19 protein-coding genes are annotated in these 20494 nt (G+C 66.8%); 2 read left to right on the top strand and 17 right to left on the bottom strand.

Annotated features, from left to right (window positions below; all coding sequences use genetic code 11):
* Positions 1–138: 138 nt before the first annotated feature.
* From ACXJKM_RS01170 to rpsB, 16 genes are all read right to left on the bottom strand, one after another.
* Positions 139–909: a TrmH family RNA methyltransferase gene (locus tag ACXJKM_RS01170; RefSeq protein ID WP_457349713.1), complete on the bottom strand. Its 771-nt coding sequence runs from the start codon at positions 907–909 to the stop codon at positions 139–141.
* The gene (gene rnhB, locus ACXJKM_RS01165) at positions 906–1547 is read right to left on the bottom strand and encodes a ribonuclease HII (protein ID WP_457349712.1); all 642 of its coding nucleotides are present in this window, start codon (positions 1545–1547) and stop codon (positions 906–908) included. Before rnhB ends, ACXJKM_RS01170 begins: the two co-directional genes overlap by 4 nt.
* On the bottom strand, positions 1519–2643 hold the full coding sequence (gene lpxB / locus ACXJKM_RS01160; RefSeq protein WP_457349710.1) for a lipid-A-disaccharide synthase: 1125 nt from the start codon (positions 2641–2643) through the stop codon (positions 1519–1521). Before lpxB ends, rnhB begins: the two co-directional genes overlap by 29 nt.
* Before the next feature lie 4 nt (positions 2644–2647).
* Positions 2648–3436, bottom strand: coding sequence for an acyl-ACP--UDP-N-acetylglucosamine O-acyltransferase (gene lpxA, locus ACXJKM_RS01155; RefSeq protein ID WP_457349708.1), 789 nt, complete (start codon positions 3434–3436; stop codon positions 2648–2650).
* Positions 3436–3930 carry a 3-hydroxyacyl-ACP dehydratase FabZ gene (gene fabZ, locus ACXJKM_RS01150; protein ID WP_457349706.1) on the bottom strand — a complete coding sequence of 165 codons (495 nt, stop codon included), beginning with the start codon at positions 3928–3930 and terminating at the stop codon, positions 3436–3438. Before fabZ ends, lpxA begins: the two co-directional genes overlap by 1 nt.
* Positions 3931–4959 carry a UDP-3-O-(3-hydroxymyristoyl)glucosamine N-acyltransferase gene (lpxD, locus tag ACXJKM_RS01145; RefSeq protein WP_457349704.1) on the bottom strand — a complete coding sequence of 343 codons (1029 nt, stop codon included), beginning with the start codon at positions 4957–4959 and terminating at the stop codon, positions 3931–3933.
* Between the two features lie 12 nt (positions 4960–4971).
* The gene (locus tag ACXJKM_RS01140; RefSeq protein ID WP_394326333.1) at positions 4972–5478 is read right to left on the bottom strand and encodes an OmpH family outer membrane protein; all 507 of its coding nucleotides are present in this window, start codon (positions 5476–5478) and stop codon (positions 4972–4974) included.
* Between the two features lie 2 nt (positions 5479–5480).
* A complete protein-coding gene (bamA, locus tag ACXJKM_RS01135) occupies positions 5481–7838 on the bottom strand; it encodes an outer membrane protein assembly factor BamA (RefSeq protein WP_056198129.1) in 2358 nt (785 codons plus the stop codon).
* Positions 7839–7853: 15 nt separating this feature from the next.
* Positions 7854–9209 carry an RIP metalloprotease RseP gene (gene rseP / locus ACXJKM_RS01130; RefSeq protein ID WP_457322945.1) on the bottom strand — a complete coding sequence of 452 codons (1356 nt, stop codon included), beginning with the start codon at positions 9207–9209 and terminating at the stop codon, positions 7854–7856.
* Positions 9210–9211: 2 nt separating this feature from the next.
* A complete protein-coding gene (gene ispC, locus ACXJKM_RS01125) occupies positions 9212–10381 on the bottom strand; it encodes a 1-deoxy-D-xylulose-5-phosphate reductoisomerase (protein WP_457349702.1) in 1170 nt (389 codons plus the stop codon).
* Entirely contained in the window at positions 10378–11214 is an 837-nt protein-coding gene (locus ACXJKM_RS01120) for a phosphatidate cytidylyltransferase (protein ID WP_056198136.1), read from the bottom strand. Before ACXJKM_RS01120 ends, ispC begins: the two co-directional genes overlap by 4 nt.
* Before the next feature lie 106 nt (positions 11215–11320).
* On the bottom strand, positions 11321–12034 hold the full coding sequence (uppS, locus tag ACXJKM_RS01115) for a polyprenyl diphosphate synthase (RefSeq protein ID WP_056198138.1): 714 nt from the start codon (positions 12032–12034) through the stop codon (positions 11321–11323).
* 11 nt (positions 12035–12045) lie between these two features.
* Entirely contained in the window at positions 12046–12606 is a 561-nt protein-coding gene (gene frr, locus ACXJKM_RS01110) for a ribosome recycling factor (protein ID WP_056198140.1), read from the bottom strand.
* 75 nt (positions 12607–12681) lie between these two features.
* On the bottom strand, positions 12682–13392 hold the full coding sequence (gene pyrH, locus ACXJKM_RS01105; RefSeq protein ID WP_056198141.1) for a UMP kinase: 711 nt from the start codon (positions 13390–13392) through the stop codon (positions 12682–12684).
* Positions 13393–13485: 93 nt separating this feature from the next.
* On the bottom strand, positions 13486–14379 hold the full coding sequence (gene tsf, locus ACXJKM_RS01100; RefSeq protein ID WP_056198143.1) for a translation elongation factor Ts: 894 nt from the start codon (positions 14377–14379) through the stop codon (positions 13486–13488).
* A 69-nt stretch (positions 14380–14448) separates the two neighbouring features.
* Positions 14449–15195, bottom strand: coding sequence for a 30S ribosomal protein S2 (rpsB, locus tag ACXJKM_RS01095; RefSeq protein ID WP_056198145.1), 747 nt, complete (start codon positions 15193–15195; stop codon positions 14449–14451).
* A gap of 321 nt (positions 15196–15516) precedes the next feature.
* Here rpsB and ACXJKM_RS01090 point away from each other — a divergent pair, with 321 nt between their 5' ends.
* Positions 15517–16773, top strand: a complete 1257-nt coding sequence (locus ACXJKM_RS01090) for an NAD(P)/FAD-dependent oxidoreductase (protein WP_457349700.1) — start codon at positions 15517–15519, stop codon at positions 16771–16773.
* Positions 16774–16777: 4 nt separating this feature from the next.
* Positions 16778–18136, top strand: a complete 1359-nt coding sequence (locus ACXJKM_RS01085; RefSeq protein WP_457349698.1) for an NAD(P)H-hydrate dehydratase — start codon at positions 16778–16780, stop codon at positions 18134–18136.
* Between the two features lie 3 nt (positions 18137–18139).
* Here ACXJKM_RS01085 and rnr read toward each other — a convergent pair whose 3' ends face one another.
* Entirely contained in the window at positions 18140–20452 is a 2313-nt protein-coding gene (rnr, locus tag ACXJKM_RS01080; RefSeq protein WP_457349696.1) for a ribonuclease R, read from the bottom strand.
* Positions 20453–20494: the final 42 nt, after the last annotated feature.

The following is a 20494-nucleotide window of genomic DNA, read 5'->3' as shown; positions in this document are numbered from 1 at the left end:
CCCGGCTGTGCCGCAGGCTTTGGCGGATAGGATTCAGTGAGCATCAAGTCACTGTAATGAGAATCATTCTCGATTGCAAGCGGCAATCAAGGGGTCAGCCCAGTGGCTCCCGGCACAACGCAAAGCTTCCGCGCGTTCTCAGCCCTTCTGCCGTTCGCTCTCGTACAAGCAGATCGCCGCCGCCGCCGCCACATTGAGCGACTCCTCGCCGCCTGGCTGCGGGATGCCCACGGTCAGCGCGCAGCGGGCCATCAGCTCGGGCGACACGCCCTGGCCTTCGTGGCCCATGACCCAAGCACAAGGCGAGGGCAAGGCGACGCGATGCAGCACATGCTCGGTGTGCGAACTGGTCGCGATCATGGGCACATGCAGCGCCGCGAGGTCATCGGCCGCCAGGCCTTCAACGAGGCGCAGGCCGAAATGGGCGCCCTGCCCTGCGCGCACGACCTTGGGCGACCACAGCGCCGCAGTGCCTTTGAGGGCCAGCACCTGGCGCACGCCAAAGGCCGCCGCACTGCGCAGGATGGCGCCGACGTTGCCGGCGTCCTGCAGGCGGTCAAGCACGACGCTGGCGGCGTTGGCATCGATCTCCGGTGAAGCCGGCAGTGTCAACTCGGCACCGATTTGCGCTGGTGACTCCAGGCCGCTCAGGCCCTTGAACAGCGCCATCGGCACGACGAGAGTGCGCGGTGCCGATTCGGCCAGCGCGCTCAAGGCCGTGTCCTGCATCGCGCCTTCGGTCAGCACGACGAGCGCCGGTTTCCACCCGCGTTGCAAGGCTGCACGCAGCAGATGGTCACCTTCGATCCAGACGCTGCCGATCTTGCGGTAGCCGCCGGCGTCCGCCGTCAGCTTGCGCAGCCGCACCAGCGCCGGGTTGTCGCGCGAAGTGACGTGGTCGATCTTCATGCCAGCGGATTGATCGTCACGTCAATGCAGACCTCGCGGACCGGCGCGAAGCTGCGACGGTGCCAGGGGCTGGCGCCATGCTGCTTCAGCGCGGCGAGGTGCTCCGGCGTGCCATAGCCCTTGTGCGCGGCAAAGCCGTATTGCGGATGGCTTGCGTGCATCTGCTCGCAAAAGAGGTCCCGCGCCACCTTGGCGAGGATGCTTGCAGCGGAGATGGCCTGCACGGTGGCGTCGCCCTGCACGATGGCCTCTGCCGGCACGGCCAGCACCGGCAGCCGATTGCCGTCGATGCGAACGAGCGCTGGCTTGAGCCGCAGGCCCGTCACCGCGCGCTGCATCGCCAGCATCGTGGCCTGCAGGATGTTGATGCGGTCGATCTCTTCGTGCGTCGCATGCGCGATGCAGCAGCACAGCGCCTTGGCACGGATCTCGTCGTACAGCCGCGCGCGCTTGGCCGGTGTCAGCACCTTGGAGTCGGCCAGGCCCTTGATGGGCTGCAGGTCGTCGAGGATGACGGCCGCCGCGAACACCGGGCCCGCGAGCGGCCCGCGTCCGGCCTCGTCCACGCCGGCGACGAGGCCGGGCGGTGTCCAGTCGAGGGACACCTGTTCAGGCTTGGATGAGCGTCGCGATGGCATCGCTGGCACGCTGCGCGGTGTCTTGCCGCAGCAGCTCGTGAAGTTGGACAAAGCGCTCGTGCAGGGCAGCACGGCGCGCTGCATCGGCAAGCAGGCCTTCCGCCTCCCGCGCCAGGTTGTCGGGCGTGCAGGCGTCCTGGATCAGCTCGGGTACCAGGAACTCGCGCGCCAGGATGTTGGGCAGGCCTACCCAGGGCTGCAGGCCGCGGCCCTTCATGCGCCACCAGTTCAGCGCGTTCATGCGGTAGCCGATGACCATGGGGCGCTTGAACAGGGCCGCCTCCAGCGTGGCGGTGCCGCTGGCCAGCAGCGTCAGGTCGCAGGCCGCCAGCGCCGCGTGGGACTGGCCGTCGACAAGCAGGATGTCGGCGCCCTGGATCAGCGGCTCGACCAGGCTGCGCAGCCCCGGCACGATGGGCATGACAAAGCGGCGGCCCGGCCGGGCCAGCAGCTTCGCCGCATCGATCAGCGCTGGCGCGATGTAGTTGATTTCGCTCTTGCGGCTGCCGGGCAGCAGCGCAATGACGGTGTCGGCGGCGGCCAGGCCCAGTGCCTCACGCGCTGCGGCGCGCGGGGGCTCCATCGGAATCGCATCCGCCAAAGGATGGCCCACGTAGGTGGCACCGATGCCCGCCTTGTGCAGGATCTCTGGCTCAAACGGGAAAAGGCACAGCACATGATCGGCCGCGGCCTTGATCTTCACGACCCGTTCGGGCCGCCAGGCCCAGATGGACGGGCAGACGAAATGGACGGTCTTGATGCCCGCCTCGCGCAGCCGCGTCTCGAGGCCGAAATTGAAGTCGGGCGCGTCCACGCCGATGAAGACATCGGGCCGGTTCGAGATGAGGCGCGTGCCGAGCTGCTTGCGGATGGACAGCAGCTCGTGGATGTTCAGCAGCGCGTCGACATAGCCAAAGATGGACAACTTGCTGTGCGGCCACCAGGTCTCGAAGCCCTGGGCGATCATCTTCGGGCCGCCAATGCCCTGCGCTGTCAGCGCCGGCCAGCGGGCACGCAGGCCCTGCAGCAGCAGGCCGGCCAGCAGATCACCGCTGGCCTCGCCGGCCACCATGCCGAGGCGGGGCGCGGTCTGCATTGGGCTACCGAACAATGCCGCGCGTGGAGGCGGCGAGGAAGTTCAGCATCAGGTCGATGTCACCATCTGCCGCGCCGGCTTCCGTGCCACGCAGCGCTGCAATGCCGGCCTTGGCCTCATCCAGCGTGTGGCCGCTGCGGTAGAGCAGCTTGTAGATCTGGCGGATGACGCCGATGCGCTCGCTGCTGAAGTCGCGCCGCTTCAGGCCGACGATGTTGACCGCACGCGCCGCGAGCGGGTTGCCGTCCACCGTCATGAAGGGCGGCACGTCTTGGGCCACATGGGCCTGGAAGCCGATCATGGCGTGGTCGCCGATGCGCATGCGCTGCAGCACGCCGGTCAGGCCGCCAATGGTGACCCAGTCGCCCACCTGTACATGGCCCGCAAGCGTGGCGTTATTGGCCAGCACGCACTCGTCGCCGATGACAACGTCATGGGCCAGGTGGCAGTAGGCCATGATCCAGTTGTCGTTGCCGACCGTCGTCTCGCCGCGGTCCTGCACGGTGCCGATGTTCAGCGTGCAGAATTCGCGCACCGTGTTGCGGTCGCCGATGACCAGCTTCGTCGGCTCGCCCGCGTACTTCTTGTCCTGGTTGGCAGCACCGATGGAGCTGAACTGGAAGAAGGTGTTGTCGCGGCCGATGGTCGTGTGGCCTTCGATGACGACATGCGGGCCGACCTTGGTGCCGGCGCCGATCTTCACGTGCGGGCCGATCAGCGTGTAGGCGCCGACCTCGACCGACGAGTCCAACTCGGCGGCCGGGTCGACGATGGCGGTCGGGTGGATGCTCATCAGTCTTGGATACGACGCATCGTGCACATCAGCTCGGCCTCGGCGGCCAGCTGCCCGCCCACCAGAGCACGGGCATTGAACTTGTAGATGCCGGCCTTGGCGCGGCCCAGCGTCACTTCCAGCACCAGTTGGTCGCCTGGCTCCACCGGGCGCTTGAAGCGGGCGCCGTCGATACCGGCGAAGTAGACGACCGACTTCTCGTCCAGCACGATGCCCACGGTCTCGATGGCCAGCAGCGTCGCGGCCTGGGCCAGCGCTTCCAGCACCAACACGCCCGGCATGACCGGGCGGTGCGGGAAGTGTCCGAGGAAGAAGGGCTCGTTGATCGAGACGTTCTTGATGGCGCGGATGCGCTCGCCCTTGATCAGCTCGACGACGCGGTCCACCAGCAGGATGGGGTAGCGGTGCGGTAGGCGCTTGAGGATTTCGTGGATGTCCATCGTCGTCGGGACGATGGCCTGAGTCTGGGTCGAGGTCTGGGTCGGTTCGTTCATTTATTTCTTCTCCAGCGCGCGCACGCGCTCGCGCAGGGTGCTGAGCTGTCGCAAGGTGGCCGCGTTCTTCTGCCAGCTCGAATTCTCTTCGAAGGGATAGGGGCCGCTGTAGACGCCCGGCTCGGTGATGCTGCGGGTGACGGTGGTGGCGGCGGAGATGTGCACGCCGTCGACGATGGTCAGGTGGCCGATGATGTTGGCCGCACCGCCGATGGTGCAGTTGGCACCGATCTTTGTCGAGCCGGCAACGGCCGAACAGCCGGCCATGGCCGTGTTGCGACCGATGTGCACGTTGTGGGCGATCTGGATCAGGTTGTCGAGCTTGACGCCGTCTTCGATGACGGTGTCGGCCAGCGCGCCGCGGTCGATGCAGGTGTTGGCGCCGATCTCGACGTCATCGCCGATGGCGACATTGCCGAGCTGCTCGATCTTCACGTAGCCGCTCTTGCTGGGCGCGAAGCCGAAACCGTCGGCGCCGATGACCACGCCGCCGTGCACGAGGCCACGCACGCCGATCCGGCAGCCATAGCCCAGCACGACGCGCGGCGCCATCCGTGTGTGCGCGCCCACGACCGCCTCGCGCTCGACGACGCAGTGAGCGCCGATGCGGGCGTGGTCGCCGATGACCGCACCAGCCTCGATGACGGCCAGCGGACCGATCTCGACGCCCTGCCCCAGCTTTGCATCGGGTGACACCACGGCGCTGGCGTGCACGCCGGCCTTCGGGGCCGGGCGCGTGCGCGCTGCCCACCACTGCGTCAGCCGCGCAAAGTACTGATAGGGATCGGGCGTAACGATGGCCGCGCCACGCGCTGACGCCACCTCGGCAAAAGCCGGCGCAACGATGACGCAGGCGGCCGCCGTGGTGGCCAGCTGGGCCTGGTAACGCGGGTTGGCGAGGAAGCTGATGCTCGTGTCGTCAGCCTCGTCAAGCGGCGCGATACGCGTGATGCGCATGTCGGGCCCACCAAGCAAATCGCCGCCCAAGGCGGCGATCAACTCGGAGAGCGCGACGGTCGTCGAGCTCATGGAACTGGCGACTTACTTCTGCGCGTTCAGCGCGTCGATCACCTTCTTGGTGATGTCGACACGCGCGCTGAAGTGGATCGCGTCCTGCAGGATGAGGTCGTACTTCTCGGCATCGAAGATCTGCTTGATGACCTTGTTGGCGCGCTCGACCACGGCCGACAGCTCCTCGTTCTTGCGTTGGGTCAGGTCTTCCTGCCACTCGCGGCGCTTGCGCTGCAAGTCACGCTCCTGCTCGACGATGTCGCGCTGGCGGCGGTTGCGCTCAGCTTCGGACAGCGTGGGCGCGTCCTTTTCCAGCTTCTCGGCAGCGCCGCGCAGCTTGGTCTCCAGATCGCGCAGGTCTTTCTCGCGCTTGCCAAACTCAGTCTCCAGCTTGACCTGGGCTGCCTTGGCCAAGTTGGCCTCGCGCAGCACGCGCTCGCTGTTGACGTAGCCGATCTTCAGTTCCTGGGCTTGCACCACCGTGGTGGCCACCATCATCGATGCGGCCAGGGCCATCGATTGCAAGAGCTTGCTCATCATCAGAATGCAGTCCCGATCTGGAATTGGAATTTTTCGATTCTATCCGTCCGCGCCTTGCGAACGGGCTTGCCGTAACTCAGCCGCAGCGGGCCCATCGGCGAAATCCAGGACAGGCCGATACCGGCGGACATGCGCAGCATGTCGCGGCCCTCATTGTCCTTGCCGTTGGTCAGCGTGTTCCAGTTGAGCTTGGCGTCCGGCCCCCAGACACCACCGAGGTCGGCGAAGCCGAAGATGCGGAAGCTCTTGTCGTTGCCGCTGCCGGGCACCGGCAGGTAGAGCTCGGCATTGGTGTTGAAGCGCCGGTTGCCGCCGATGTAGGAGCCGGTCGGGTCCACAGGGCCCAGCGAGCCGGCCTCGAAGACGCGCACGGAGCCCAGGCCACCGCCGTAGAAGTTCTTGAAGATGGGATAGGGCTTGCCGCCCAGGCCCACGCCCCAACCCAGTTCGCTGTTGATGCCCAGCGTGATCTTGTTCGTGACCTCGAAATACTGCTGGTACTGCAGGTTGATACGCGCGAACCGGGCGTCGCCGATGGCGCTGGTCTCGACGTTGACGCGCTGGTACTTGCCCTTGAGCGGAGAGATGACGCTGTCGCGGCTGTCACGCTGCCAGCCGATGGTGAATGGGATGGAATTGCTGCGCTGGCCGAACTGGTTGACGAACAGCAGATAGCTGTTGGGCAGGCCCTTGGACGTCGTGATGTCGGTCTGCTCGTAGCCAAGGCCAAAGAAGACGGTGTCGATTTCCGAGAAGGGCACGCCAAAGCGGATGGCACCGCCCTTGGTGACGTACTGGTATTCCTCGCCCAGCGTGTTGATCGGGCGCGTGGTCCGATAGAACACATCGAGCGAGCGCGACACACCGTCGACCGTGAAGTAGGGGTCGACCGTGCTGACCTGCACCTGGCGGCCCGTGCGGGCGGTGGCCAAGTCGATGCCGAGGTAGTTGCCCGATCCGAACACGTTGTCCTGGCGGATGGAGCCGGTGAAGGACAGCTTGGTCTGGCTGGAGTAGCCCGCACCGACCGTGATGGCGCCGGTGGGGCGCTCGACGACGGTCAGGATGACATCGACCTGATCCTGGGCGCCCGGCACCTCCTGGGTGTCGATGCTGACTTCCTTGTCCTTGAAGTAACCCAGGCGCTCGACGCGGTCACGCGAGGACTTGATCTTCTGGCCGTCGTACCAGGCTGCTTCGAACTGGCGGAACTCGCGGCGGATGACTTCGTCACGGGTGCGCGAGTTGCCGGAGATGATGACCTTGCGCACGTAGACGCGACGCTGCGGCTCGGCGACGAAGGTGACGACGACCTGGCCGGTCTCGCGGTTGATGTCGGGGCGGCTGTCGACGCGGGCGAAGGCATAGCCATAGGTGCCGAACAGGTCGCTGAAGGCGCGCGTGGTGTTGGCCACCGCTTCGCCCTGGTAGGCCTGGCCGGGCTTGAGGAAGACGAGGTGCTTGAAGTCCTCCTCGCGGCCCAGGTAATCACCCTCGAGCTTGACGCCCGTGACGGTGTAGGGCTGGCCTTCGCTGACCGTGATGGCGATGCTGATGCTCTGCTTGTCCGGCGAGATCGTCACCTGCGTGGAGGTGACGGCGAACTCCAGGTAGCCGCGGTTCAGGTAATAGCTGCGGATGGTTTCCAGGTCCGCGTTCAGCTTGGCCCGCGAATAGCGGTCGGTCTTGGTGTACCAGGTCAGCCAGCCGGTAGTGGTCTGCTCGAGCAGGCCCATCAACGTGCTTTCGGAGAACACCTTGGAGCCCAGAATCCGGATCTCGGCGATCTTGGCCGGCTCGCCCTCCGTCACATTGAAGCTGACGTTGACGCGGTTGCGCTCGATGGGCGTGATCGTCGTCGTGACCTCGGCACCGTAGAGGCTGCGCGTGAGGTACTGGCGCTTGAGCTCCTGCTCGGCACGGTCGGCCAAGGCCTTGTCGAAGGGCTTGCCTTCGCCGATGCCGACGTCCTTCAGCGACTTGGTCAGCGCCTCGGTATCGAACTCCTTCAGGCCGACGAAGTTGACGTTGGCGATGATGGGGCGCTCGTCGATGATGACGACGACGGCATTGCCGTCGATGCTGATGCGCACGTCTTTGAACAGGCCCGTGGCGAACAGGGCACGCAGCGCGGCAGCGCCTTTTTCATCGTTGTAGGTGTCGCCGATGCGAAAGGGCAGCGACGCGAACACGGTGCCCGGGTCGGTCCGTTGCAGGCCTTCGACGCGGATGTCCTTCAGCACGAAGGGATCTGCCGCCCAGGCTAGCCCCGACTGGAACATCCCCGTGACAGCCAAAGCCAGCAAGCCGAGGCGGAAGGGGCGACGCTTCGCTCCCGAACTGAAAGGAAAGGACATGGGAACCGGGGAGTGTCAGTGCCAGCCCGCGAGGCGGGCGACGTCGTTGGAAAGGGCCAAGGCCATCATCAGCATCAGGATCAGCGCGCCAGCGCGCTGCAGTTGCCGTTGCCACCATTCGGAGACGGGGCGGCCACTCAAACCCTCGAAAAGATGATACATGAGGTGCCCGCCGTCGAGCATCGGCAGCGGCAGCAGGTTCAGAATCGCCAGGCCGAGCGAGATCTGCGCAAGCCGTTCCAGGTAGTAACTGGGCCCGGCCTTGGCGGCATCGCCGATCGCCTCGGCCATGGTGAGCGGCCCGCTGAGCAGCTTCAACGAGGCCTGGCCGGTCAGCATGCGGCCCAGCATCCGGACGGTGGTGACCGCCATGTCCCAGCTCTGCGTCACGCCCTGCCACAGGCCGTCGACCAACCCGTAGCTGATGCTCACGCGCTCCAGCGACGACCCCACGCCAATGCCCAGCCGCGCCACGCGCTGGCCCGCCTCCTGCACCAGGCGCGGCGTCGTTGCCAATTCCAGCACCTGGCCGGCTCGCTCGATCCGCCATTGCATGGTGCGCGGCGTGTCGCCATCGCGCGCCAGGCGGATGGCATCGCGCAGGAAGGCAGCGTCGGGCACGGCACGGCCATCGATGGTCAGCACACGATCGCCTGCCATCAGGCCGTCCGCCGCCCCCGCGCCGCCGTCAGCCACGCGGCTGATCACCGGCTGCGAAAACGGCGTCAGGCCGATGTCCGCAATCAGCTGCGCATCCGGCGCGCGGCCCACCAGGCGCTCGGTCTCGAGGCGCACGCTGCGCGGCGAACGGCCATGGGCGTCACTGACCGACAGGTGCAGGCTTTCGCCCAGCACCTGGGCGCGCAGCATCGCCGCCTGCAGGTCGGGCAGTGACCGGACGGGCTGCCACTCTCCTTCCGTGTCGGAGGCAGCCAGCACGGTGTCACCCGCACGCAGACCAGCTCGCTCCGCCAAGGAGCCGCTGGTCGGGGTACCGAGCAAGGCCTTGGGCTGGTCGATGCCCATCCAGGCCACCACGGCGAACAGCACGATCGCCAGCAGCCAGTTGGTCAACGGCCCGGCCGCAATGATGGCGGCGCGCTGGCGCAGCGGGCGCTGATTGAAGGCCTGCTCGCGCTCGTGCGGCGCTACGGGCGCGTTGCGCTCGTCCAGCATCAGCACATACCCGCCCAGCGGGATGGCGCTGAGCGCGAACTCGGTGCCGCCGCGGCCGATACGACGCCAAAGCACCGGGCCGAAACCGATCGAGAAACGCAGCACCTTGACCCCACACGCCCGGGCCACGCGGTAGTGGCCCCATTCATGGATGGGGATCAGCACCGCCAGCGCCAGCAGGATGCCCAACGTCATCGTCACAGCAGGCTCCTGGCATGCTCTCGGGTGCGGGCGTCCAGCGCCAGCAGCGCTTCGATGCTGGCGCAATCGCCCGGCTGGATGTCGGCCAGACACTGCGAGTTGATCGCGTGGATCCGGTCAAAGCGCAGAAGGCCGTTCAGGAAGGCATCCACCGCCACTTCATTGGCCGCATTCAGCACCGTGGTGCTGCCTTCCGGCGCGCGCAGGGCCTGCCAGGACAGGTGCAAGCCGGGGAAGCGCACGGCGTCGGCCTCCTCGAAGGTGAGGTTGGGCGTCGTCAGCAAGTCCAGGCGGCTGGCACCAGACGTGATGCGCTCGGGGAAGGACAGGCCGTAGGCGATGGGCACGCGCATGTCGGGCGTGCCGAGCTGGGCCAGCACCGACTGGTCACGGCAGACCACCATCGAATGGATGATGCTCTGCGGGTGGATCAGCACCTTGATCTGTTCGGGCACGAGGTTGAACAACCAACGCGCCTCGATGACCTCCAGCGCCTTGTTCATCATCGTCGCCGAGTCGACCGAGATCTTGCGGCCCATGACCCAGTTCGGGTGGGCGCAGGCTTGGTTCGGCGTCACGTCGGCCAATGTGGCCGGGTCGCGGCTGCGGAAGGGGCCGCCGGAGGCCGTAAGCACGATGTGGTCGATGCGTTCATGCCAGGCCGCACGGTCCTCGGGCAGGCATTGGAAGATGGCCGAGTGCTCACTGTCGATGGGCAGCAGCGTGGCTCCGCCCTCTTCCACCGCCTGCATGAAGAGGGCCCCGCCGACGACGATGGCCTCCTTGTTGGCCAGCAGCAGGCGCTTGCCGGCGCGCGCCGCGGCGATGGCCGGTGCCAGGCCGGCGGCGCCGACGATGGCAGCCATGACGGTATCAACTTCGGGATGGGCGGCAATGTCGGCCAGCGCCTGAGCGCCGTCCAGCACCTCGGTACGGCTGCCGGCTTCACGCAGCCGCTCGCGCAGGCGGCCAGCAGCGTCCCGCTCGGGCATGACGGCGAAACGCGGCTTCCACACCAGGCATTGGGCGAGCAACTCGTCAACTCGGCTCATCGCGCTCAACGCAACGACTTCATAGCGCTCTGGGTGGCGTGAGAGGACATCCAGCGTGTTGACGCCGATGGAGCCGGTCGAGCCGAGGACGCAGACGCGTTGGCGACGGTTCATAAGCTGATCAAGGCAAGCGCCAAGGGAAACACGGGCAGCAGCGCGTCGATGCGATCCAGCACGCCGCCGTGACCGGGCAGCAGGTTGCTGCTGTCCTTTGCGCCAGTGGCGCGCTTGACGAGCGATTCGAACAGATCGCCGACGACACTCATCGCGCCGAGGAAGACCAGAGCCAGCAACGACACCCAGCCATGGCGCTGGACCAGCAGCGTGTAGAGACTGGGCGAATCCACGGCCAGTTTCACGTCGATGACATGCACCCAGATGAAGCCGAGCAGGATGACGCCGGCCAGGCCACTCCAGACGCCCTCCCAGCTCTTGCCCGGGCTGATGCTGGGCGCCAGCTTGCGCTTGCCGAAGGTGCGGCCACCGAAATAGGCGGCGATGTCGGCCATCCAGACGAGGCAGAACACCGACAGGATGAAATTGACGCCATGCACCTTGGCCTGCACGATGGCCAGCCAGGCACCCCACAGCAGCACGGCGCCCAGGGCCAGCCGCGCGCCGCGCGCGATGCGCGGCCAGCCGCTCGGGCCGGCGCGCAAGGCATAGGCGCCGCCCAGCACCCACAGGAGGCTGGCCAGCGACCAGATCCAGGCCGGCGGCGCGTTCAGGCCACCGAGCAGCAGCGTCCATACGCAGGCCAGCGCCAGCGCCACACCGCCCGCGATCGCACCGGTGCCGGGCAGGCCGTTGAGCCGCGTCCATTCCCAGCCGGCCGCGCCCATCATGACGACCGTGACCCAGGCAAAGGGCCAGGGCGAAGCCTGGAAGAGCACCGGCAGCAGGACGGCCAGCAGCACGACGGCGGTGATGACGCGGGTCTTAAGCATTACGCCTCCTTCAAGGCATTGCCGAGGCGACTGCCGTGGATCCGGCTTTGCTGGGCCACTGGCAGTGCCCCCTTGAGGGGGCCGGCGAAGCCGGTACGGGGTGGGCTCATACCACCTCTTTGACACCGCCGAAGCGGCGATCGCGTTCGTGGAAGGCCGCAATGGCCGCGTCCAGCTCACGCTCGCCGAACTCGGGCCACAGGCAGTCCGAGAACACGAATTCGGTATACGCCGCCTGCCAGAGCAGGAAGTTGCTGATGCGCACCTCACCGCCGGTGCGGATGAAGAGGTCGGGGTCGGGCGCATAGCTCATGGCCATGAACTCCGACAGCTTGGCTTCGGTCAGCTCGTCAGGCTTCACACCCGCCTTGATCGCGGCCTTGCAGGCCTGCACGATGTCCCAGCGGCCGCCGTAATTGAAGGCGACATTGAGCGTCAGCTTGGTGTTGTGCAGGGTGCTGGTCTCGGCCTCGTTCCAGGCGTTGCGCAGCTTGTCAGACACGGCGTCACGGTCGCCGACGATGCGGATGCGCACGCCCATCGCACCCATCTTGGCCAGGTAGCGGCTCACCGCAGCCAGCACCAGGCCCATCAGGCCCGAGACCTCGTCGCTCGGACGCTTCCAGTTCTCGCTGGAGAAGGCGAAGACGGTGACGTATTCGATATCGCGGTCGATGCAGGCCTGGACGACCTTGACGAGGCTGTCCACGCCGGCCTTGTGGCCGAAGAAGCGCGGCAGGAAGCGCTTCTTGGCCCAGCGGCCATTGCCATCCATGACGATGGCCACATGGCGCGGCGGCGCCGGGCGGTCTTGCGCCATGAGCACGGCGCTCAAACCGCCAGGATCTCGGCTTCCTTGCCCGAGATCAGCTTGTCGATCTCCGAAATCACCCGGTCGGTGAGCTTTTGCACTTCATCGAGGCTGCGACGCTCGTCGTCCTCGCCGATTTCCTTGTCCTTGAGCATCTTCTTGGCATGCTCATTGGCGTCACGGCGCAGATTGCGAACGGCCACCTTGGCGTCCTCGCCGGCGTTGCGCACGACCTTGGTGAGGTCACGGCGGCGCTCTTCGGTCAGCGGCGGCATCGGCACGCGGATCAGGTCGCCCTGGGACGCCGGGTTCAGGCCCAGATCGCTCTCGCGGATGGCCTTCTCGATCTTGGCGCCCATGCCCTTTTCCCAGGGTTGGACGGAAATGGTGCGCGCGTCCAGCAACGTCACGTTGGCCACCTGCGAGATCGGCACCATGGCGCCGTAGTAGTCGACGCTGACCTGGTCGAGGATGCCGGGGTGGGCACGGCCAGTGCGGATCTTGTGCAGGTCGTTCTTCAGGGATTCGACCGACTTGGCCATCTTGGCCTCGGCGTTCTTCTTGATGTCGGCAATGCTCATGATCGATACCTATGAATTTGCGGGACAGACCGCCCGAGCGTCAGACAGTAGCTCTGCCCCCAACTGACTAAGGTTTTAGACGTGCACCAACGTGCCTTCGTCCTCGCCTTGCACCACGCGACGCAGTGCGCCGGGCTTGAAGATGCTGAAAACCTTGATCGGCAGCTTCTGGTCGCGGCACAGCGCAAAGGCGGCGCCGTCCATGACCTGCAGATTGCGCGTGATGACCTCGTCGAAGCTGATGCGCGCATAGCGCGTGGCGGTCGGGTCCTTCTTCGGGTCGGCCGAGTAGACGCCGTCGACCTTGGTGGCCTTCAGCACGATCTCGGCGCCGATTTCGGCGCCACGCAGCGCCGCAGCCGTGTCGGTTGTGAAGAAGGGGTTGCCGGTACCGGCAGCGAAGACGACGATCTTGCCCTCTTCGAGGTATTGCAGCGCCTTCGGGCGCACATAGGGCTCGACGACCTGCTCAATGGCGATGGCCGACATCACGCGGGCAGTCATGCCCTCCTGGCGCATCGTGTCGGCCAGGGCCAGCGAGTTCATGACCGTGGCGAGCATGCCCATGTAGTCGGCGGTGGCGCGGTCCATGCCGACCGAGCCGCCAGCCACGCCGCGGAAGATGTTGCCGCCGCCGATGACGACGGCCACCTCGATGCCCATCTGCGTCACTTCGCGGATCTCTTGCACCATGCGAACGATGGTCGCGCGATTAATGCCATAGGCGTCGTCGCCCATCAGGGCTTCGCCGGAGAGTTTGAGCAGAATGCGCTTGTACGCGGGCATGGTGTCCTCAGGTTTGGGGGGCCTATGGTGGGCCGCAAGTTTAAAGGGCGCCAACTTGGCGCCCCTTCATTTCGTACGATTTCGCAAGCGTCTTTACTGACCCTTAGCAGCTGCCACCTGGGCAGCCACTTCGGCCGCGAAGTCGTCGACCTTCTTCTCGATGCCTTCGCCAACGACGTAGAGCGTGAAGCCCTTGACCGTGGTGTTGGCCGACTTCAGGTAGGCCGCCACGGTCTGCTTGCCGTCGGCAGCCTTCACAAAGACCTGGTCCAGCAGGCTGACTTCCTTCAGGAACTTCTGCACCGAGCCTTCGACCATCTTGGCGACGATGTCGGCCGGCTTGCCGGATTCGGCAGCCTTCTCCGTGGCAATGCGGCGCTCCTTATCGACCAGGTCTGCCGAGACTTCGGCGCTGGACAGCGCTGCCGGCTTCATGGCGGCCACGTGCATGGCAACGTCCTTGGCGGCGACGTCGTCACCCTCGAACTCGACCATCACGCCAATGCGGGTGCCGTGCAGGTAGGACGCCAGCTTGGTGCCGCTGTAGCGCCGGAAACGGCGGATCGACATGTTCTCGCCGATCTTGCCGATCAGGCCCTTGCGCACGTCTTCCACCGTCGGGCCGAAACCTTCCTGGGACAGCGGCAGCGCCGACAGCGCAGCCACATCAGCCGGGTTGGCTTCAGCAACCAGGCCGGCCAGCGCGTTCACGAAGGCCAGGAAAGCGTCGTTCTTCGAGACAAAGTCGGTCTCGCAGTTGACTTCGATCAGGGCACCATTGCCGCCGACCACGGCCGAGGCGACGATGCCTTCGGCGGTGATGCGCGAGGCAGCCTTGCCGGCCTTGTTGCCGAGCTTGACGCGCAGGATCTCTTCAGCGCGGGCCAGGTCGCCTTCGGCTTCAGTCAGCGCCTTCTTGCACTCCATCATCGGGGCGTCGGTGCGGGCACGCAGTTCGCCCACCATGCTTGCGGTGATAGCAGCCATTTCTCTTCTCCAGATTTCGGTTGGCAAAAGGGGCCTCGCGGCCCCTTTCAAATGCAGGGCGGAAGGGCTTTAAGCCTCTTCGGAGACCTCGACGAACTCGTCGCCGGCGGGAGCAACCGCAGCCAGCACTTCGTTCGTGGCGTTGGCCTTGCCTTCGAGCACGGCGTCAGCAACGGCGCGGGCGTACAGCGCCACAGCCTTGGCCGAGTCGTCGTTGCCGGGGATGACGTAGTCGATGCCGATGGGCGAGTGGTTGGTGTCCACCACGCCGATGACGGGAATGCCGAGCTTCTTGGCTTCGGCAACGGCAATCTTGTGATAGCCGACGTCGATGACGAAGATGGCATCGGGCAGTGCGGTCATGTCCTGGATGCCGCCGATGTTCTTCTCGAGCTTGGCGATGTCGCGCTGGAACATCAGCGCTTCCTTCTTGATCGCGGGCTGGGTGCCGGCGTCAATCTGGGCCTGCATGTCCTTCAGGTTCTTCAGCGAGGTCTTGACCGTCTTGAAGTTGGTCATCATGCCGCCGAGCCAACGCGAGTCGACGTAGGGCATGCCGGCGCGCTGGGCTTCCAGGGCGACGACTTCACGGGCCTGGCGCTTGGTGCCGACCATCAGGATGGTGCCGCGCTTGGCAGCCAGCGAGCGGACGAACTTCATCGCGTCGTTGAACGCAGGCAGCGTCTTCTCGAGGTTGATGATGTGAATCTTGTTGCGATGGCCGTAGATATACGGGGCCATCTTGGGATTCCAGAAGCGGGTTTGGTGGCCGAAATGGACGCCGGCTTCCAGCATCTCGCGCATCGTGACAGACATGGGTCTTACTCCGAAGGTTGTGTCTAAAATCCGGCCCGAATTGCGTTGCAGCATCTGGAAACGCTTGTTTCTCAAGCGAAATCCAGGCCGCAAACTACAACACCTTTGAGTGGCCGGTTTGCGATTTGTTGCGACGGTGGCGACCGAGAAGTTCAGCCACAACACCCTCACAACCGTTCTGCCGAGTCTTGCAACGCCTAAAACAGCGCAGCACCCCCGGCAAAACCCGCAGAGTATACACAAACCCATGGCCTTTCCCAGCCGACGCCGCTTTGCAGCGGCCGCAAGCTTGCCCGTCAGGGCGTCCCTCCGGGTGTGCGCTTGACCCGCCGCGTCGCGGTGGTTGGTGCCGGCCTGGCCGGTGTGACGACGGCCTACGAACTGGCCGCCTTGGGGCTCCAGGTGCAGGTCTTCGAGCGCGGCGGCAGCGTCGCCGAGCAGGCCAGCTTCGCCAGCAACGCCCTGCTCTCGCCCTTTACACCCAACTTGGCAGACACCACGTCACCGGCACCTCTGGCCTTTCGACTTCGTCGTTGGCGCGCGGGGCGCAGCACGGGTGACGCAGCAGGCCAACTTGTTGCGCTGAGCCAGTTGGGTCTGGCCCGTGCCGTTGACCTGCGCCGCGCACTGGGCTTGGACGATGAAGCGACCGATGGCCTTCTCGTCGCGCTGACTGACGCCAAGCGCGTCGCAACCGCCCAGGCCCGACTGGCGGGTTGGAAGGCCCTGGGCCTGCAGGTCGAGCTCATCGAGGCGGGCGAGGCTCGGCTGCGCGAACCCGGCCTGAACGCTGACGCCCCGCTGGCCGCGGCGCTGGCCTTCGCCCGCGGCGGTGCCGGCAATCCGCGCCTCTTCGCCCAGCAACTGCGCCTGCAAGCCCAGCGCCTGGGCGCAGGGTTTCGCTTCCACACCACCGTGCGCGCCATCGCCATCGCCGCCGACGGCACCGGCCTGATGCTGCGCCACGAGTACACACCGCCGCTGGAGGCGCCGATCCGCGGCACCGAGCGCGACGCCGGAGACACCCTGCCGCAGCTGCCCGGCGCTCAGGACGAACGCTTCGACGCTGTGGTGTTGTGCAACGGCCTGGACGCCGCCACGTTGTCGGGCCAACGCCTGCCCCTGGCGGCGCAGCACGAAGCCTCGGTCACGGCACCGCTGCGGCTGCTCGAAGCCCATCCCGACCTGGGCCCCAAGGCTGGCTGGATCGACCCGACGCTGGGCCTGGCCATTGCCCGCACCGGCCAGCGCGTACGCGTGACCGGCGGCCTCACCGTCGCCGGCGCCCGAACCCGAGTGACCCCGGACTTCGAAGCCCTGCACCGCGGCCTGCAACACTGGTTCCCTGGCTCGGTGCTGCACAGCCAAGTGCAGCAGAGCCAGAGCCGCCGCGCGCTGCCGGCCGATGGCCTGCCCGTGCTTGGCAGCGGCGGTCGCGCGGGCTTGTGGCTCAACATCTCGCCAGGCGGACTGGGCTGGGGCCTGGCCTGTGGCAGCGCCCAGATCCTGGCCCAGCAGATCGCCGGGCTGGCACCCGCGCTGGACATCGCCGCACTCGGGCCGCAACGACTGCTCTAAGCTCATGGGCATGCATCCGGTGCTGCCCACGACCTCCACGCTGCCGCTGTTCGATGTAGCGGCCAGCAGGCGCATTGAGGCGCGCGCGCTCGCCCACTCGCCCGACCTGATGGAACGCGCAGGACTGGCCGTCGCCAAGCTCGCCCTGGCGCTGCGCCGGGGCGCAGGCCCGGTATGGGTGGTCTGCGGCCCCGGCAACAACGGCGGCGACGGCCATGTTGCCGCGCGACGGTTGGCCGAGGTCGGTGTTCCGACCCACGTGAGCCACGACGCGCCGCAGTGCCCTTCTCTCGTCATCGACGCGCTGCTTGGCCTGGGCCTGAATCGCGCGCCCTCACCCGAGCTGCTGGCACCCATCGTCGCAATGGGCAATTGCGGCGCACCCGTCCTCGCCGTTGATCTGCCCAGCGGCCTGCTCGCCGACACCGGCCAGCTCGCAGGCGAACGCGCCGTGCGCGCCGATCACACACTGACACTGCTGACGCTCAAGCCCGGCCTCTTCACCGGCGAGGGACGCGCGCACGCAGGACGGATCTGGTTCGACGAGTTGGGCATTGCACCCGACGAGTCGCCCACGGCCGACCTGCTCGGCCCGGGCGCTGCCCTGCATCGCAGCCCGACCAGCCACAAGGGCAGCCACGGCCAGGTGCTGGTCGTGGGCGGAGCACCGGGTATGCAGGGCGCCGCCCGGCTGGCCGCCCGCGCGGCCCTGGCCTGTGGCGCGGGACGGGTCTATCTGGACCTGCTGGGGCTCGGCCCCGCCGAGGTCGCTGACTCCGGCTGGCTCGAGTTGATGCGCGGCCGGCTCACGGAGCTGCCCCAGGCAGTGGGCGTCATCGGCTGTGGCGCTGGCGACGCCATCACACCCCATTTGCCCTCACTGCTGCAAACGCTGCCGCGCCTCGTCATCGATGCCGACGCGCTGAACGCCATCGCTGCCGACACAACTCTGCAGTCCCTTGTGCGCACAAGGCCAGCAGGCTCCACGCTGCTGACGCCACATCCGCTCGAAGCCGCCCGCCTGCTAAATCGCGGCACAACCGCCATTCAGGCCGACCGCCTCGCCGCTGCGCAGGAACTGGCCTTGCAATTGGGCTGCACCGTCGTCCTCAAGGGCTCGGGCAGCGTGATCACCTCACCGGCCGAGCGGCCGGCGCTCTGCGCCAGCGGCGGCCCGGCCCTGGCTACAGCCGGCAGCGGCGACGTGCTGGCCGGCTGGCTGGGCGGGCTGTGGGCTCAGCAACCATCCGCCACGGCTCACGCCATCGCCTGCACCGGCGTGGACGCGCACGGCCGCGCCGGCGAGTACGGCGGCGTGCTGCGCGCCGGCGAGCTCATCGAGCGCCTGGCGGCGCTGCGCTGACGCTCAGCGGCGCTTGCGCGGCGCGGCCTTGGCAGCCGTTTTCTTGGCGGCGCGCTTGGCGGCCTGCTGTGCGGCCTTGACCGGATGCAGGGACGCGACGACTTCCTTGCGGCTCTTCTTCACGTCGCGATCCTGCTGGCGCACATCGTCCAGCGTCTCGACGGCCGTCTTGGGCGCGCGCTTGCGGGTTGGTGTCTTGCCCGGGACTTTGCCCGTGGGTTTGGATGCCCCGCCGCGCCCGGATGAGCGCGCGTCTTCGGCGTCGCGCACCAGGCGGAAGTCGATGCGCCGGCCGTCCAGGTCAACACGGCTGACCTGCACCTGCACGCGGGCGCCGGTCGCGTAGCGAATGCCGGTGCGCTCGCCACGCAGTTCCTGGCGCACCTCGTCGAAGCGGTAGTACTCGCCGCCCAGCTCGGTGATGTGCACCAAGCCCTCGACGTAGAGCGCATCCAGTTGCACGAAGAGGCCGAAGGACGTGACCGCACTGACGGTGCCGGCGAACTCCTCGCCGAGGCGGTCGCGCATGTAGCGGCACTTCAGCCAAGCCTCGACATCGCGGCTGGCCTCGTCGGCACGACGCTCGTTGGCGCTGCAATGCGCGCCCACGACCTCCCAGCGCTCGGCCTCGTTGCGGGCGTCTGCCGGGTTGGGCGGCGCTGGCCGGCCGGGGCGCTTGGGCGCCTGCGGCACGTTCATCTTGCTGGCGTCCAGCGTGTAGCGCTTGCTCGCCAGCAGGCATTTGATGACGCGGTGGACCAGCAGGTCGGGATAGCGCCGGATCGGGCTGGTGAAGTGGGTGTAGGCCGGGTAGGCCAGGCCGAAATGGCCGGAATTGGTGCCGGTGTAGATGGCCTGCTGCATGGAGCGCAGCAGCATGGTGTGGATCTGCTGCGCGTCGGGCCTGTCTTTGGTCGCCTGGGCGATCGCCTGGAATTCACGCGGCGTCGGGTCGTCGGACACACCCATGCCAATGCCCAGCGAGCGCAGATAGTTCTGCAGCGTCGTGCGCTTCTCGGGCGTCGGACCTTCGTGCACGCGGTAGAGCGAGTGGTGCTTGGACGACTGGATGAAATCGGCCGAGCAGGTGTTCGCGGCCAGCATCGCCTCCTCGATCAGCCGGTGCGCGTCGTTGCGCGTGCGCGGGATGATCTTCTCGATACGGCCGTTGTCGTCGCAGACGATCTGCGTCTCGGTGGTCTCGAAGTCGATGGCGCCACGGCGGCCCCGCTCTGCCAGCAGCGCGCGGTAGACCTCGTGCAGATGCAGCAGATGCGGCACCAGCTCGCGGCGCTTGGCGGCCTCGGGGCCATGGGTGTTGGCCAGGACGGCCGCGACCTCGGTGTAGGTGAAGCGGGCGTGCGAGCAGATCACCGCCGGATAGAACTGGTAGGCCGCGACAGTGCCGTCCGTGGACACAAGCATGTCGCAGACCATGCTGAGGCGGTCTTCGTAGGGGTTCAGCGAACACAGCCCGTTGGACAGCTTCTCGGGCAGCATCGGGATGACACGGCGTGGGAAGTAGACCGACGTCGCCCGTTCGTAGGCATCGGCGTCCAGCGGCTCGCCGGGCTTCACGTAGTGCGACACGTCGGCAATGGCCACCAGCAGGCGCCAGCCCTCGACGGCCTTCTTGCCACGCCCCTGCTTGAAGGGTTCGCAGTAGACGGCGTCGTCGAAGTCGCGCGCATCCTCGCCATCGATGGTGACCAGCGGCACGTCGCGCAGGTCGATGCGGTGCTTGAGATCGGCGGCGCGCAGCTTCTCAGGCAGCTTGGCGCTCTGCGTCAACGTTTCGGGGCTGAAGCGATGCGGCACGTCGTACTTGCGCACCGCGATCTCGATCTCCATGCCGGGATCGTCGATCTCGCCGAGCACTTCGACGACACGACCGACCGGTTGCGAGTACAGCGACGGCGGCTCAGTCAACTCGACAGCAACAACCTGCCCTGCGGTCGCGTTGGCAATGCCGTTTTTGGGGATCAGGATGTCCTGGCCCATGCGCCGGTCCTCAGGCGCAACCAGCCAGATACCGGACTCGAGCAACAGGCGGCCGATCAGCGGCCGCTTCTTGCGCTCGAGGATCTCGAGCACCTTGCCCTCCGGACGACCGCGCTTGTCGAAGCGCACGACGCGCACGCGCAGCCGGTCGCCGTGCATGACGGCATGCGTTTCCTGCGACGACAGATAGACGTCGGCGGCACCGTCGTCGGGGATCAGGAAACCATGACCATCGCGATGACCCTGCAACGTGCCTTCGACTTCGCCGAGCAGGCCGGCGCCTTCGCCCTTAGTCGACGGGTTTGAGTTCTTCAAGTTTTTAATGATATGATCCTTGCTTTCCTGAAACGGCCCAGG

Source organism: Roseateles sp. P5_D6 (assembly GCF_054049415.1).
Note: the sequence above shows the minus strand (reverse complement) of the source record. Positions and strands in the feature narration are given on the sequence as shown.